The 16,025-nt window shown below is 45.3% G+C and carries 11 protein-coding genes; 8 read left to right on the top strand and 3 right to left on the bottom strand.

Translation table 11 applies throughout. The annotated features are described in order from the left end of the window. Nucleotides 1-185 precede the first annotated feature (185 nt). From ACK8P5_RS24150 to ACK8P5_RS24125, 6 genes are all read left to right on the top strand, one after another. Nucleotides 186-1,592 (top strand): cytochrome ubiquinol oxidase subunit I, encoded by a 1,407-nt coding sequence (locus tag ACK8P5_RS24150; protein ID WP_422658716.1) that lies wholly within the window; start codon nt 186-188, stop codon nt 1,590-1,592. Next, nucleotides 1,579-2,592, top strand: coding sequence for a cytochrome d ubiquinol oxidase subunit II (gene cydB / locus ACK8P5_RS24145; RefSeq protein ID WP_422658715.1), 1,014 nt, complete (start codon nt 1,579-1,581; stop codon nt 2,590-2,592). The genes ACK8P5_RS24150 and cydB overlap by 14 nt, the downstream gene beginning before the upstream one ends. After that, the gene (cydD, locus tag ACK8P5_RS24140; RefSeq protein WP_422658714.1) at nt 2,592-4,343 is read left to right on the top strand and encodes a thiol reductant ABC exporter subunit CydD; all 1,752 of its coding nucleotides are present in this window, start codon (nt 2,592-2,594) and stop codon (nt 4,341-4,343) included. Before cydB ends, cydD begins: the two co-directional genes overlap by 1 nt. Further along, nucleotides 4,340-6,121 carry a thiol reductant ABC exporter subunit CydC gene (gene cydC, locus ACK8P5_RS24135; protein ID WP_422658713.1) on the top strand — a complete coding sequence of 594 codons (1,782 nt, stop codon included), beginning with the start codon at nt 4,340-4,342 and terminating at the stop codon, nt 6,119-6,121. The genes cydD and cydC overlap by 4 nt, the downstream gene beginning before the upstream one ends. 205 nt (nt 6,122-6,326) lie before the next feature. Next, nucleotides 6,327-7,715 carry a class II fumarate hydratase gene (gene fumC, locus ACK8P5_RS24130; RefSeq protein ID WP_422658712.1) on the top strand — a complete coding sequence of 463 codons (1,389 nt, stop codon included), beginning with the start codon at nt 6,327-6,329 and terminating at the stop codon, nt 7,713-7,715. A gap of 133 nt (nt 7,716-7,848) precedes the next feature. Continuing rightward, entirely contained in the window at nt 7,849-8,907 is a 1,059-nt protein-coding gene (locus ACK8P5_RS24125; RefSeq protein ID WP_422658711.1) for a hypothetical protein, read from the top strand. Between the two features lie 98 nt (nt 8,908-9,005). On the opposite strand, the gene ACK8P5_RS24120 is transcribed toward ACK8P5_RS24125, so the two are convergent. The 3 genes from ACK8P5_RS24120 to ACK8P5_RS24110 form a co-directional block, all read right to left on the bottom strand. Next, entirely contained in the window at nt 9,006-10,595 is a 1,590-nt protein-coding gene (locus tag ACK8P5_RS24120) for a PTS sugar transporter (protein WP_422658710.1), read from the bottom strand. Nucleotides 10,596-10,765: 170 nt separating this feature from the next. Continuing rightward, nucleotides 10,766-12,109 carry a hemolysin family protein gene (locus ACK8P5_RS24115; protein WP_422658709.1) on the bottom strand — a complete coding sequence of 448 codons (1,344 nt, stop codon included), beginning with the start codon at nt 12,107-12,109 and terminating at the stop codon, nt 10,766-10,768. Nucleotides 12,110-12,157: 48 nt separating this feature from the next. Beyond that, nucleotides 12,158-12,484, bottom strand: a complete 327-nt coding sequence (locus ACK8P5_RS24110) for a hypothetical protein (protein ID WP_422658708.1) — start codon at nt 12,482-12,484, stop codon at nt 12,158-12,160. A gap of 316 nt (nt 12,485-12,800) precedes the next feature. Here ACK8P5_RS24110 and ACK8P5_RS24105 point away from each other — a divergent pair, with 316 nt between their 5' ends. Together ACK8P5_RS24105 and ACK8P5_RS24100 are read left to right on the top strand one after the other, a co-directional pair. Continuing rightward, on the top strand, nt 12,801-14,582 hold the full coding sequence (locus tag ACK8P5_RS24105) for a sensor histidine kinase (RefSeq protein WP_422658707.1): 1,782 nt from the start codon (nt 12,801-12,803) through the stop codon (nt 14,580-14,582). Continuing rightward, nucleotides 14,554-15,756: a response regulator transcription factor gene (locus ACK8P5_RS24100; protein ID WP_422658706.1), complete on the top strand. Its 1,203-nt coding sequence runs from the start codon at nt 14,554-14,556 to the stop codon at nt 15,754-15,756. The genes ACK8P5_RS24105 and ACK8P5_RS24100 overlap by 29 nt, the downstream gene beginning before the upstream one ends. Nucleotides 15,757-16,025 lie beyond the last annotated feature (269 nt).

Raw genomic sequence — 16,025 nt, 5'->3', positions numbered from 1 at the left:
CTTTAATAGGTGGCTTTTTTTATTTTTGACAACAACGTGATTTTCGTCACAAATTCACAACTATTTAACCCCTTTCAAGTTGTTTAAATGTGATAAAGATCACAATTCTTATAACGGCGGTCTGCGAAAATAATTAAAGATAAATTTTGAAGCATTAATACGTGACCAAAAGGAAGGGGTATATTATGGATCCGGTTATGCTCGCGCGAATTCAGTTCGCTTCGACAACCATTTTTCATTTCATCTTTGTTCCGTTGTCCATCGGTTTGGCGTTTCTGATTGCCATAATGGAGACGATGTATGTCGTCAAGGGCAAGGAAATATACAAGAAGATGGCAAAATTCTGGGGGAAACTGTTCCTCATTAACTTTGCTGTCGGGGTCGTTACAGGTATATTGCAAGAATTCCAGTTTGGTATGAACTGGTCGGACTACTCCCGGTTTGTCGGGGATGTGTTTGGAGCACCGCTTGCTATTGAAGCATTACTTGCATTTTTCCTAGAATCTACGTTTATCGGTCTTTGGATTTTCGGATGGGACCGTGTGTCCAAGAAAGTTCACTTGCTTAGCATATGGCTCGTATCCTTCGGTACGCTGATGTCAGCATTCTGGATCTTGGCTGCTAACTCGTTCATGCAGCGTCCGGTCGGATTTGAGATTAATAATGGACGTGCGGAAATGAATGATTTCCTAGCCATTATTACAAATGGTCAGCTCTTGGTTGAGTTCCCGCATACGATCTTTGGTGCACTGGCTACAGGTGCATTCTTGATTACAGGTGTTAGTGCATATAAGTTGCTTAAGAAGAAAGATATCGAGTTTTTCAAAAAATCATTTAACATTGCAATTATTGTCGCACTTATCTCTTCCGTGCTCGTTGCTGTCTTCGGTCACCAACAAGCACAGTACTTGGTTGATACACAGCCTATGAAGATGGCTGCTGCAGAAGCTTTGTGGGAAACGAGTGATGACCCGGCTCCGTGGACGGTTGTTGCCTCGATTGATCCGGAGAATCAGACAAATAAGGCAGAATTTAAAGTTCCTTATCTGCTTAGCTTCCTGTCCTACAGCAAATTCTCTGGTGAAGTTATCGGGATGAAAGAATTGCAGGCACAGTATGAGCAGCAGTACGGACCTGGGGACTACATTCCGCCAGTTCGCACGACATTCTGGAGCTTCCGTATCATGGTTGCTGCGGGTTCCGCTATGATTCTGCTGGGCTTGTATGGCGCATGGCTGACGTTCCGTAAGAAAGTAGAAAAAGCAGGCAAATGGTTCTGGTATGCATTGCTGTTTAGTATTTCACTGCCGTTCATCGCAAATACAGCTGGATGGATTATGACAGAAATTGGACGTCAACCTTGGACTGTTTTCGGATTAATTCAGACAGCAGATAGTATTTCACCGAATGTAAGCGCAGGTTCCATCCTGTTCTCACTCATTGCATTCAGCACGATTTACGCTGTATTGGCTGCGGTAATGGCTTATCTGTTCGTTAAAGTAATTAAGAAAGGGCCATTTGCTGCGGAAGAAGACGATCACAACGCAGCTGACCCATTCAATAAGGAGGGATACGGCAATGTCTCTAAATGAGTTGTGGTTCGTACTAGTTGCCGTTCTGTTTATCGGGTTTTTCTTCTTGGAAGGTTTCGACTTCGGTGTAGGTATGTCTACACAGTTCTTAGCCAAAAATGATAGCCAAAGGCGAGTTCTCATTAACTCCATTGGTCCTTTCTGGGATGCGAATGAAGTATGGCTACTCACGGCAGGTGGCGCGATGTTCGCCGCCTTCCCGAATTGGTATGCAACGCTTTTTAGTGGCTTCTATATTCCACTAGTATTCCTCTTACTTGCTTTGATCGGACGTGGAGTTGCTTTTGAATTTCGTGGTAAAGTCGGGAATGCACGGTGGAAAAAGGTGTGGGATATCGCAATTTTCACGGGAAGCATCTTGCCACCATTCTTACTAGGTGTCGTATTTGCCTGCTTGATTCAAGGTCTACCGATTGACGAAGCCATGCAGATGAAAGCTGGATTCTTCGATGTTGTTAATCTGTATACCGTAGTAGGCGGGGTGACCGTTGTTATGCTATGCTTACTGCATGGATTGATGTTTACAACCCTTCGCACTGTAGGTGATTTGCAAGAACGTGCTCGCATTATGGCTCGTCGCTTGTTGATCCCAGTTGCTGCACTGCTACTTCTATTTGGAATCATGACGTATTTCATGACAGATGTGTTTGAGGTTCGTGGTGGATTATTATCCATCATGCTGGTTGTCGGTGTGATTGCATTCTTGTTAGCTGGTTATTTCATGAAAATTAAAAAAGATGGCTGGGCATTCGGTATGACTGGAGCCGTTATTGCTCTGTCCGTGATGTCCGTATTCATAGGGTTGTTCCCGCGCGTAATGATCAGCTCGATCAACAGCGCGTTCGACCTGACGATTCACAATGCCGCTTCAGGACAGTACTCTTTGAAGATTATGACCATTGTGGCAGTAACGCTGCTGCCATTCGTTCTGGGATACCAAATTTGGAGTTACTTCGTTTTCCATAAACGGGTACATGAGAAGGAGCATTTAGAGTACTGATGGGTAAAGATCTGCTGGGATACAAAGGAGTTAAGACGGTTTTTCTCGTCGTTGCCATATGTACCCTGGCACAAAGCATGGCCATCATATTACAGGCAAAATGGTTGGCGGAGGTTATCTCCGCCCTGTTTGCCGGATCCTCTTTACAGGAACAATACATGACAATGGTATTGTTCCTGCTTGCTTTTCTGGCACGTCACGGTATTGGACTCGTGCAACAGGGCGTGGCACAACGGTTCGCGGAGGAAACGGGCACGGACCTGAGAAAGCAGCTCATGGATAAGCTGTTCCATATGGGCCCAAGATTTGTCCGGTCCGAAGGAACAGGTAATGTGGTTACGCTTGTGCTAGAGGGTATATCCAAGTTTCGAAAGTATGTAGAACTGACCATACCCCGTATGATGGGGGTCGCTTTTACACCTGCATTGGTCTGGCTGTATGTATTCTATATTGATCGTATTTCAGCAGTCATTCTGCTTGTGACGATGCCGATTCTGATCGTATTTCTAATTCTGGTTGGCCTTGCTGCACGTAAGCAGACAGAGCGTCAGCTGCATACGTATCGTATGTTGTCCAATCATTTTGTAGATTCACTCCGTGGACTTGTGACGCTGAAGTTTCTGGGTCAAAGCAAGAGACACGGTGAGAGCATAGGGCAGGTAAGTGAGAGCTATCGAAAGGCTACAATGCGTACACTTCGTGTTGCTTTTCTCTCGTCTTTTGCACTCGATTTCTTCACGATGTTGTCTGTTGCAGTGGTAGCTGTAAATCTCGGACTACGGCTCATCCATGGCAGTCTGGATCTGCTGCCTGCACTGACGATTCTTGTTCTTGCACCTGAATATTTCTTGCCTGTTCGTATGGTAGGGGCGGATTTCCACGCTACATTAGACGGCAAACAAGCAGGTGAAGCGATCCAAGAGATGATCAAGGATGAGACTAGTGAAGGGTTGAATGAGGATACAGGGACGGGAGTGGACAATGAGCCTTTGCCTCAGCTGACGTGGAAGGAAGATAGTGAGCTGAGCTTGTCTGGTATAGGTATGCATCATGACGAGGAAGGACCTGCATCTCTAGCGGACGTTAGCTTCCGCTTAAAGGGTAGAGCATCGATCGGTATTGTTGGGGAGAGTGGAGCAGGTAAATCTACACTTATTGATATTTTAGGTGGATTTCTTGCGCCGAGCAGTGGTGAAGTTGTTCTAGATGGTGTAAAGCTCCGCAATACCGCTTCTAAAGAATGGCGCAGCCATATGACCTATATTCCTCAGCATCCGTATTTATTCGGCTGCTCACTGGCTGATAATATTCGGTTTTATGCTCCGAATGCCTCTGATGAAGAGGTGGAGCGGGCTGTGGAAGCAGCCGGATTGTCCAGCTTGGTTAAATCACTGCCCAACGGATTGAATGAAATGATTGGCGGTGGGGGTCGCAGTTTAAGTGGAGGACAGGCGCAGCGGGTTGCTATGGCAAGGGCTTTTTTAAGTCAGCGTCCTGTTCTGTTACTGGATGAGCCAACCGCGCATCTGGATATCGAAACCGAGTATGAGCTGAAAGAGACGTTAGCCTCGCTCTTTAAAGATAAGTGGGTATTCCTTGCAACGCATCGTCTTCACTGGATGACGGAAATGGATTACATTCTGGTGATGGATCAGGGACGGCTTGCTGAATCAGGCACACATGAAGAGTTAATGGCACGTAAAGGTGTGTATTACGGCCTCATCACATCGCAATGGGAGGGAGTACATTGAAGCAGGAACAGTGGTTTCGTCCGTATGTAACGGCTAATTTCTGGCGGTTTCTGCTGATTGTGATCCTAGGTGTGCTGACCATTCTGTCCGCGTCGATGCTCATGTTTACTTCGGGATACTTGATCTCGAAGTCAGCACTTAGACCGGAGAATATCCTGATGGTGTATGTGCCCGTTGTTGGTGTGCGAACCTTTGGGATTAGTCGGGCAGTTGTTCACTACGTCGAGCGGCTAGTGGGACATGATACGATCTTGCGGATTCTATCCAAAATGCGTGTCCGGTTATATCATCTGTTGGAGCCCCAGGCACTGCGTTTCTCCACTCGCTTTAAGACAGGTGATCTGCTTGGTGTGCTTGCTGATGATATTGAACACTTACAAGATGTTTACATCCGAACTGTGTTCCCAGCCATCGTTGCCTTGGTGCTCTATGGTGGTGCTATTATTGCGATTGGCTTATTCGATCCCATGTTTGCACTGCTCATGGCTGCCTACGTGTTTCTCCTACTGTTTATCTTGCCAATTGCTTCACTGCTTATAACGAAGCGTAAGAACCTTGCCATGAAGAAGGAGCGTGCTGCGCTCTATCAGAAACTCACGGATGCCGTGCTTGGTATGGGTGAGTGGTTCATCAGCGGTCGTCAACAGGATTTCCTTACGGGTTATGAACAAGATGAAGCGAGTGTAGACCGTACAGATCGATCCTTGAAACGATGGGGCCGGGTTCGCGGTTTTATTAGTCAGTGTGTCGTGGCTGCCGTTGTGCTATCTATGATCGTATGGTCAAGTCAGCAATATGCTGATGGTCGTATTGATGTTACGCTTATCGCTGCATTTGTGCTTGTTGTGTTTCCGTTAATGGATGCATTTCTGCCAATCTCTGAAGCGATAGAACGGATTCCTCAGTATGAGCAGTCTATTCAGCGGTTAAATGCGATCAAGGAAGAAGTTCCGAGAGCAGATGTGGATAGAAATAACGAGCATGGTATGACTAGAGAGGAAGCATCGGCTATTGCGAAGGGCGGAGTTCACGTTGATGTAAATCATGTGTCTTTCCGTTACGGAGGACACGGTGGTGTGGCCTCTGACCAGATGGCTGTTAGTGCTGTTAGTGAGCTATCACTAAGCATTAATCAAGGGTCCAAGGTAGCTGTGATTGGCAGGTCTGGTGCAGGTAAGTCAACACTATTGGGTCTAATCCAAGGCGTATTGTCCCCATCAAAAGGGCGCGTTACGATCAATGGTACGGATGCTTCCCTTTTTGGAGATGGGATTGCTTCGGTCGTGTCCGTACTGAATCAAAGCCCACATCTGTTTGACACAACGCTTGCGAATAACATTCGTTTGGGTCAATTAGATGCTTCCGATGAAGCGCTTCGAGATGCTGTTCAGCGAGCGAGGCTTGGAGATCTTGTAGAATCTTTGCCAGAAGGGCTTGAAACCCGAATGCAGGAGACCGGACAGCGTTTCTCTGGCGGAGAACGGCAGCGTGTAGCATTAGCGCGTATTTTGCTGCAGGATACACCGGTTGTTATTCTCGATGAACCGACAGTCGGGCTTGATCCGAAGACAGAGCGTGAACTATTGTCCACGATGTTTACAAGCCTGCAGGGCAAAACGCTGATCTGGGTGACGCATCATCTGGTTGGTGTAGAGCATATGGATGAGATTGTATTTATGGAAGAGGGCCGTATTGTCATGCGCGGCACGCATGCACAATTGCTTGAGCGTTATCCACGCTATCGCCATCTGTATGAGTTAGATCGTCCACTTGTGTAATAAACGATATGATAATGGATGAAGAGAGTCAGCCCTTCTTGGGATGGCTCTCTTTTTTACATATGGTCTTTGTACAGGTCTTTATAGGTTGAGACTGTGCCATAATAGGGTAAGAGAGAATGATAAGACTTCGTAAGAATTACTTGTTTTTCAAAATATTTATGAGTACTGCATCATTCTATTTATGCCAGAGGAGGATAATGAAATGGATTACCGTATTGAGAAAGACACCCTTGGTGAGATCAAGGTACCAGCAGATAAGCTGTGGGCTGCCCAAACTCAGCGGAGTTTCGAAAATTTCCGGATTGGTACGGAACGGATGCCAGTTGAGATTGTCCGGGCTTTCGCTATTCTGAAGAAGAGTGCGGCCACAGTTAATGCCAAGCTTGGAAAGCTGGATAAGGATAAAGCAGGTGCCATCGCAGCTGCGGCTGATGAGATTAGAGGTGGAAAGTGGGATGATCATTTCCCTCTTGTCGTATGGCAGACGGGTAGTGGCACTCAGTCCAACATGAATATGAATGAAGTGATTGCTAACCGGGGGAATCAGTTGCTCCAAGAGAAAGGCCTCTCACACACCATCCATCCGAATGATGATGTCAATAAATCACAAAGCTCGAACGACACCTTCCCTACGGCAATGCATATGGCAGCACTGATTGCTGTGGAAGAAGAAGTTCTTCCAGCATTACAACGATTGAAGTATACACTGGCCGAAAAGGCTGAGAAATATCAGGATTTGATCAAAATCGGACGTACCCACCTGCAGGATGCGACCCCGCTGACGCTAGGACAGGAGATTAGTGGTTGGCATCGGATGTTGGAGAAATGTGAGCTTATGCTGGCTTCCTCAATGGAGCCGCTGCGAGAGCTTGCCATTGGTGGTACTGCTGTTGGAACCGGGATTAATGCTCATCCGGACTTCGGTGATATGACAGCCACGGAGATCAGTAAGGAAACAGGCAAGAGCTTTACAAGTGCTAAGAATAAATTCCATGCACTAACCAGCCATGACGAGTTGGTGTTTGCACATGGAGCTCTCAAAGCACTTGCGGCCGATTTGATGAAGATTGCGAATGATGTACGCTGGTTGGCTAGTGGTCCACGCTCTGGTATTGGGGAGTTGAGCATCCCAGCGAACGAGCCGGGCAGTTCCATCATGCCAGGCAAGGTGAACCCCACCCAGAGTGAGGCATTGACCATGGTTGTCTGCCAGGTGATGGGCAATGACGCGGCGATTGGCTTTGCGGCTAGCCAAGGGAATTTTGAGCTGAACGTATTCAAGCCGGTCATTATCTACAACTTCCTTCAATCGGCTCGCCTCCTTGGTGATGCTATGGAATCCTTCAATCGAAACTGTGCTGTAGGGCTTGAGGCTAATCTGGATGTTATTCGAGGCAACATGGAACGTTCGCTTATGCTGGTGACTGCGCTCAATCCTCATATCGGCTATGAGAATGCAGCAAGTATTGCTAAGAAGGCACATAAAGAAGGATTAACCCTGCGGGAAGCTGCGGTGCAGAGTGGGCTGCTAAGCGGCGAGGAATTCGACCGGGTCGTGAGACCAGAAGAGATGATTCACCCGAAGGAATAGAGGAAGTTGATTGTAGAACCCAGTATCACCACGGTGATACTGGGTTCTTTATTTGTTATAAGTGCCGCTGTATAATAAGGACTTCTAATGGAATGGTATCTACTAATTTATGGGTGAAGGATGGTTGGTACACTTGAGAAAACATCAGTGGATTGCTACACTTCTTTCTTTAGTCTTTACGGGACTGGGCATGTTCTATATTGGAACGCCAGGAATGATCATAAATGCTGTTATTCTGATGGCACTCCAGGGTATCTCACTTTACATTTTTTTTATGACACTCGGATTTCTAGGGGCTATTATATTGCCTTTTGCACTGCTCGTACATAGTGTGGGGATCATTGTAACGCTCATGTATTTTAGACGAAGAAATTTTATAGATCCGAACAAAGCACAGCGCAGAGAACGACAGCTTTCCTCTTCGTGGAAGATCGGACTGCGGACCGTGATTGGTTTGGTTATTTTTATCGTTGCCGTTTATGGGGGTTATACCCAAGGGATGGCTCCATTCTCCAAGACATCTGCAGAAAAGAAGGTTGTACGTGAAGCAGCCGAAAGCTACTTGGAGAACAAGTACAACGAATCCTTTACAGTTTCGGAAGTGAGGTATATATGGGCGATTGGCTCTTATTCTCTCAAGGCTCATCCTGAACAGAACTCTGATATGGAGTTTAGCCTTGATAGCAGTAACGGTAACCCTCCGAACATTTCGAATGATAGATACTTGAATGCGCTTTGGTCGCATCAGCTCAAAGACAATCTGACTCCTTTGATAGATGAGCTCTATCCTGAGCAGGCATTCATTTATGCATGGGTGAACGCAGATAATAACCAAGTGGTTGAGAAGAATTACAATAACCTGGACGGCGAGAAGAGGATATCTGTTAGCAGTCAGCTCGTCAAGCTGTCGGTATTTGCTGATCTTACAGCAGATAACTTAGAGGCAGAGAAGGAACACGTATCGGAGCTGATCCAGCGTATGCCTGAAGTGATGATGAAAGGGGAAACTGCACTAGAGATTGACTATTACCCAGCCAAATTGAATACCCCTGGTAATATGAAGAAGCTTAAGAAAGGGACTTTCGATCAAGGATTTAATGAAGGGAAACAGACACATATATTCAGAGTGGATGATATTTCAGAGATTACATCGGCAAGCAGCTTGGAGATCCGTGATTTAACTAAGAATTAGGCTTGAGATTATCATAATCCATATAAGAAACTCCCTCCGTGTCATAAAAACGTACGGAGGGAGTTTTGATATTATCGCTTTATATTCTCAGTCATTGCCTACATACTTAACGTCTGTTTAGATTCTCGATATACAGACAGTTTGTTCACGAAGAATGTAATCAAGAATGAACAGAGCAGGCTCGCCGCCATCGAGATCAGAAAGCCGGAGGTATTGTTGGAAGTCACCGGTCCTAGGAATGAAGGTACATATGCAGTTCCTCTCACCTCGAACATACCGACAAGAAGACCACCGAGCCCAGCAGAGGCAATTGCACCGGCAAATACCAGCTTGTTCGAGAACATGAATGGATAGGCAGCCTCAACAAACGTGCCGAATCCCATATTAATTGCAAATCCGGGTGCAGCTACGGCTGCTTCTCCTTTATCGCGTGGAGCGATAATATTAGCAAGTGTAATACCGGCAGATACCATAACCAGACCTACCATATCCACGGCTCCAAGGAAGCTGTTACTTGTGAGTTCCATCTCAAGCAATACGATCGGTAGAATAGCTGCATGATATACGCCGCCAATAATTGCAGGCCAGATCAGAATTCCAGCAATGAGACCTGCGATGGCAGGGTTCCAGGAAACCAGTGTCTCAATCAGAAATCGAATTCCCTCTCCTGCAGACAATGCCACGGGTGCAATGAGGAAATAAACGAATAATCCAGCGATCAGACCGGATACACCGCCGGCAACAATATTAACCGTAGTAGCTGGGAAACGCCATTCTACACATTTACGGAATACGTAGTGGACGATCAGACCTGCTCCGATACCACCAATCAAGCCGCCGATAAGTCCGCCTTCCACGGACAGAACACCAGCAACAATTCCAGCAACGATGGATACTTCGTCGAGTTCTGATATTTGTTTCGCTGCAATAACAGCAACGATAACCGGTAGTGCTTTAATCATAAGGTCAAATATAGAGGTGAGAGCTGAAAGACCGGGAATTTTGCTGGCTGCTAGAATCAGAGCCATTCCGATAAAGCCGGGTAGGGATGCCATCATGATTCCCCGAATATTGATCCGCTTCCACGGTGATGTGTTTGATGCTGCATTGATAGCTGATGCTGCTGTGCCACCGATAACCGGACGATAGGATAATCGCCAATGCTTAGATAGAGAGGTAACGAATGCAACAGCGCGTGTACGGTTCGTTGTGCCCGTTGTACCTGAAGCGGAGATAACACGGACTCCTTTGGACTGGAGCATAGCCATGGAGGTGCCCCCAGTGCCTGTGACAGGCAGGTGGTGTTTCGCAGCTGCTTCAAAAGTATGACGGTTGGAGTTCTCCGGATCTGCGCTCATCACAATCAGACCTTCAATTTCGCCGAGTTCGATCTGTTCCGCGATTTCACGATCCAGGTGCTTGGCGGTTTCATTGATCTCCTTTAGGGTACCTTCCGCTATAACGACCGGTGCGCCTTGGGATATACTCCAACTATATAATGTGGCAAGCGTTGTTTCCTTGGCTGAGTCCATAGAAGCCTGCGCAGCGATAAATTGGAGTGCTGCACAAGACAGGCCGGCGCTTTCCATTTGCAGTAGTATTTCTTCCAGCAACTTTTGCGGTTCTTTACCACCCAGATTGTAGAGGTTTCCTCCACTGCTTCCTATAATTGCGATTTGTCGATGCATCTCTACCCTATCCCCCATCTAAATTGAGCATAATATACTATATTACAGTACTGTTGTACTCTATTAAAGGGAGAAAATTGAAGTCTATGTAGCTGAGGGGGATAACACATTCATAACTAAAAGATGCCGGGTGGAGAAAAGATTCTCCACCCGGCATCTCATAGGTTATATTATTCGTTCTCTGTTAAAGCGGCGGCCGCTTCGGCTTCTTGCTGCTCTGTTGCTTCTTTGAGAATTTCCAATTTCGTGTAACGGTGTGTCTTCTTCTCTAACACGGTAAAAGTCAGATCACGGTACGTCCAACTGTCACCCTTAACAAGTTCGGAGTTGTGACCGTACAACCATCCACCGATCGTATCCAGGTCATCAGTGTTCAAATCCGATTGTAGTAGATCGTTCACACGATTGATCGAAACCTTCCCGTCCACAATGAGACGGTTCGGCTCGGGTTGAAGCAGATCGCGTTCTTCATCATCATCGAACTCATCACGGATTTCACCAACGATCTCCTCCAAGATATCCTCAATCGTAATCATACCGGAGGTACCACCGTATTCATCAATCAAGACGGCCATGTGCGTGCCTTCTTGTTGCATCTTCTTGAGCAATTTCTTGATTGGAATGGCTTCAGATACCGTCATAGCTGGATGAATTAGCTTCGTGAGATCAATGTTGGAATTATCATCGAACTCAAGGAAGAATTGCTTCGTATTTACCATGCCGACAACTTGGTCCTTGTCTCCGCGAACAACAGGGAAACGAGTATACTGCTCTCTTTTAATAATCTGCAGGTTAGCAGCAAGAGGCTTATCTACATAAAGGCATACCATATCGGTACGAGGCACCATAATTTCCTTAGCAAGCAAGTCGTCAAAAGCGAAGATCCGGCTAACATAGCCGTATTCACTTTGGTTAATCTTTCCGCTCTCATAGCTATCGCTCAGGATCATGCGAAGCTCTTCTTCGGAGTGAGCCTCTTCATGCTCGCTCGCCGGATGAAGACCGAAAATACGGACAAGGCCGTTAGCTGAGCCGTTAAGTACCCAGATAAACGGGTACATCAGGCGATAGAACGCAATGATCGGCTTCGCCGTCATGAGTGTAATCATTTCTGCCTTTTGAATGGCAAGGGTCTTTGGTGCAAGTTCACCAATAACTACGTGAATATATGTCATAAAGATAAACGCAAAAACAAATGAAAGAGCTCCTGCGAACTCTGTAGGTATGCCCAGCTTATCAAACAAGGAATGGAAGATCACTTCGAATGTGCTCTCACCTAAATAACCGAGGCCGAGGGCTGTAATCGTAATACCTAACTGACACGCAGACAGGTAACCATCCAGATTTGAAATTACTTTTTTGGCAGCAAGTGAGTTCTTGCGTCCTTCTAATACAAGCTGATCAATTCGACTGGTACGGATCTTTACAATCGCAAACTCTGTCATAACGAAAAAAGCGGTAAAAGCAATCAGTAATACAACTAAAAATATATTTAGGCCTATATTGCCATCCAATCAAAACACATCCTTTTCTTTTCGGGTACGAATTTGTTTTTTAATAGCTTACTGCAAAGCAAGACGCAAATATGCATGGCTATCTACATAATTCGACCTGAACTTTAAAGGCTCGAGAAGCATGTGCTTTAAAATCAGAAAGATGTGAGCACTCTTTAAACTGAAGAAGTTCATGCGTGTGGATATCAGATACACTTTGCGCGGTGCAACGGTCAGCGTCCTTTCCGGTACAGGACTGGTTGGGATCGGTGCCGGTGCGGCGCGATTACTCTTAGCCAGTGCCAATTCCTGAGTTTCAAAAATGGAATCGGATCGATCATCCCCTGTGATGGAGGTGGATGAGGCAAGGACACTTAAGCCAAGTGCCAAGTACATGAATCTGCTTATCCTTCGTATGGGGTCCAATTCGTGATTCTCACTCCTATAAACTTTAATGGTATTACCAATTCATTAACCTAAAGATTGTTGTTTGACGATCGTACACTTAAATTTAGGTATATGTAATCTATAATAAGAAAAAGTAAGTGCCTATGTCAAATCCAGGGACCGGATAGGAGTCAACTTACACGTTTGAGAAAGCCTTTACAAAACTATGGCTTGGGGCCTAGACTTGTATATATAGCGGTAGTATTTCACTAACACGAACACTGCGGGAGAGGGATTGATGAGGATGCGGCGCTTGAAGCAATGGATGGAACGTGTTAATTCCATCCGCAACCGGATTTTTTTCTCCATCCTTCTGTTTTTGGTCATTCCACTGCTGCTCTCCAATCAGTTCTTGGACAAACCGATGGAGCGTACGGTGGAGCGAAAGATCGGGGAATCTGCACAGAATGCACTCGTTCTTATGACGTTTAACGTTCAGTTGTTTCTTGAGGATATGCTAAAGTCAGCCGTTGATATTACAACGGATGCGGATACCAAAAAGATGCTGAGAGATCCGAATGCGCTTACACACTATGAACGTCTTCGGCTGAATGATGCGAATCTGAATCGTTCGTTCAGTTCTTATTTCTCAAATACTTACGTCACTCTTTTCGATACACATGGTAATTGGTACAGTACACGATATCTTGCGGATAGCTTATACGAGGAGTATACCGGCTCTGAATGGTATCAGAAGATGATAAGCACTCCATATCAAGTTCGCTGGATGTTCAATAATGAGAAGTTTCTATATACCGACAGAGAACCGATTATTTCGCTGGTTAAGACCATTACAGAGATTCAAGACAATGAGAACATCGGGATGATTGTTTTTAGTGTAATGGAAAGCGATTTACGCAAATATTTAAGAGGAATTGAAGGTGACGTGTACCTCGTGGACCGGGAGGGGAATATCGTCTCAAGTCCTCAGAGGGATATGATCGGTAAGAGTGTAGCACATGAATCGTATATGCCGGGGCTTTGGACGAAGAGCAGCGGACAGACCAATGTAGAAAAAGAAGGTCTCAAATATATAGTCAATTTCGATACGGTCGATTTGAACGGTTGGAAGATCGTGCAGCTCGTTCCTTATGATGCGATCTTTAAAGAAATATATGATCTGCGCAAGACCAAAAATTTGATTGTGCTGATGATTTTCGTAGTATTCTCCATAATTACGCTATCAATATCCTATGGCATCTCAAGACCACTTAAACTGCTGAAGAAACGGATGCAGGTCCTCGAAGAGAAGGACTTCCATTCGGTCTTATCTGTTGCAGGACCACAGGAGATCTCATCTCTTATTGAGACTTACAATAAAATGGTCATCAAGATCCGCCAATTACTAAATCGCGTGAAGGATGAGTACCAGCAGAAAGAGGACATGCGGTTTCGTGCGCTGCAGGCCCAGATTAATCCTCACTTCGTTCTTAATACACTGAATAATATTAAATGGATGGCTTACATTCGTAATAACAAAGAAGTAGGGGATATGCTATCTAACTTGGGCGGTATTCTCGAGCAGAGTATCGGGCGGGGAGGCACAATTATTCCGCTGACCCAAGAAATTCAGTATATAGAGAATTATGTTGAACTCATGAAAATGAAATTTAATGAGAAGCTGTCTGTGGAATATGATATTCCCGGAGAGCTTATGAGCCAAGAAGTTATCAAGATTATGCTGCAACCTGTCATAGAGAATAGTCTCATGCACGGGATCGAGCCCATGAATGGGATGGGGAAGATCATAGTTCGAGCAAGACAGGAGGAAGAGAAGTTTATTCTGACTGTCGAAGATAATGGCGTAGGTATTTCTGAAGAGAAGCTTGAAGAACTATACACGAGATTAGCCGCAGGTTCAGAGGAGCTTCCTGAACGAATCGGTATTAAAAATGTGCATGACCGAATTCGGCTTCAGTATGGGCCTGATTTCGGTATCGAAATATTTAGCAAATTGGGTGAAGGGACGACAGTAGCATTTGTACTGCCGATTAAACAGATGGAGGAAGGGATTAACGATGACCTTAAAGGTAATGCTAGCGGATGATGAATTACTTGTACGCTTAGGGATTAAATCGTTAATCGAGTGGGAGAAGCATGGTTTCTCTTTCATTGGAGACGCACCGGATGGTGAAAAGGCCCTTGAACTTATGGAACAGGAAGCACCAGATATATTGCTTACGGACATTATCATGCCCAGAATGGACGGCCTTGAGCTTATTGAGACAGCTAAGAGATATTATCCAGATACCCTTTTTATCGTGCTCAGCAGTCATAATGAATTCGATTATGTTCGTAAGGCCATGAAGATGGGTGTGGAGGATTATATTTTGAAGGCATCTTTAAAGCCGGCAGAGCTACTTCAAATCTTAATGGAGGCTTCCAGAAAAATTGCGAAACGGAAAGAGCATCATCCACTTGATCTTGTGTCAAAAGGGCAAGAGGGCTCCAAGAGGGATGCGATAACCGCTGCACTAAGCAGACGTATAAGAAAGGAGCAGCAGGCTATCTCTGAGGGGTCAGATGTAGCTGATCTTGGTGACGAGGTGCTAAGTAACAGTATTTTGATGATCTTGCAGCCGCAGCTGATGCGGGAAGGGGTGCAGGAATCCTCAGCTATGAAGATGCTCGTGCACCTGTTTCAATCCGAACTCGGAGAGTCGCTATTATGTAACCCTGTAGAGACGGCCCAAAGAGAGATTGTACTACTGCTGTTGGAGCATCAAGGAGAACCATCTGATCATGGATCTTTTGCAGAACAACTCATGGGTGCCTCTAGCCGAATGCTTGGTATCGCGCTAAGTGTCGGAATAAGTGGACCTATTCACAACTGGAGTGAAGTGGACAAGGCATACAAACAAGCTCACGACATGCTAAATGACAGTAGAATTAAAGAAACCGCAAGGGAAGACATTAATCGTCTGCTGGAGTATATGAAGGAACATTTTGATACCGACATTTCGCTGAAGAAGGCAGCGGATTACATTAATATGAGCGAGAGTTATTTGAGCTATGTTTTCAAAAAAGAAACCGGAACCGGCTTCACAGACTATCTGAACATGCTTCGGGTAGATAAGGCTGCTCATATCTTGATCAATTCTCAGATGCCGATCTATGAGATCGCTCTACAAGTTGGATACGAGAATATCAACTACTTCGGCCGTATATTCAAAAAAATAAAGGGCGTAAGTCCGCAGCGTTACCGATCTCAATTTAAGTGATATACAGGAAGACTAGGAAGGCTGTCTCCTTCTCAGAACAAGAAAAAGAAGCTGTATTAAGTAGATGTCTTTACTAAATACAGCTTTTTCTGTGGACGAATATAAAAATAGTGAATAAGTAGACACAAAATTGTGAATATGAATGCGCTATCAAATAATTGTGAATAAAGTTCGTAATTCCGTTCCTGTCGTATGTTCACAGCAGAGCCTATACTCTATGTAAGCCCTTACAATGGATAAGGAGTAAAAGAGATAGCTATGAAGAAGGG

This window comes from Paenibacillus sp. EC2-1, assembly GCF_049311625.1.
Lineage (GTDB): Bacteria > Bacillota > Bacilli > Paenibacillales > Paenibacillaceae > Paenibacillus_AQ.
Note: the sequence above shows the minus strand (reverse complement) of the source record. Positions and strands in the feature narration are given on the sequence as shown.

Bases quoted from the DNA above. Each gene is read 5' to 3' on its own strand.
- cydD (WP_422658714.1), top strand. From the start codon at position 2,592: ATGGGTAAAGATCTGCTGGGATACAAAGGAGTTAAGACGGTTTTTCTC.
- fumC (WP_422658712.1), top strand. From the start codon at position 6,327: ATGGATTACCGTATTGAGAAAGACACCCTTGGTGAGATCAAGGTACCA.
- cydB (WP_422658715.1), top strand. From the start codon at position 1,579: ATGTCTCTAAATGAGTTGTGGTTCGTACTAGTTGCCGTTCTGTTTATC.
- ACK8P5_RS24110 (WP_422658708.1), bottom strand. From the start codon at position 12,484: ATGTACTTGGCACTTGGCTTAAGTGTCCTTGCCTCATCCACCTCCATC.
- ACK8P5_RS24100 (WP_422658706.1), top strand. From the start codon at position 14,554: ATGACCTTAAAGGTAATGCTAGCGGATGATGAATTACTTGTACGCTTA.
- ACK8P5_RS24120 (WP_422658710.1), bottom strand. From the start codon at position 10,595: ATGCATCGACAAATCGCAATTATAGGAAGCAGTGGAGGAAACCTCTAC.
- ACK8P5_RS24105 (WP_422658707.1), top strand. From the start codon at position 12,801: ATGGAACGTGTTAATTCCATCCGCAACCGGATTTTTTTCTCCATCCTT.
- ACK8P5_RS24150 (WP_422658716.1), top strand. From the start codon at position 186: ATGGATCCGGTTATGCTCGCGCGAATTCAGTTCGCTTCGACAACCATT.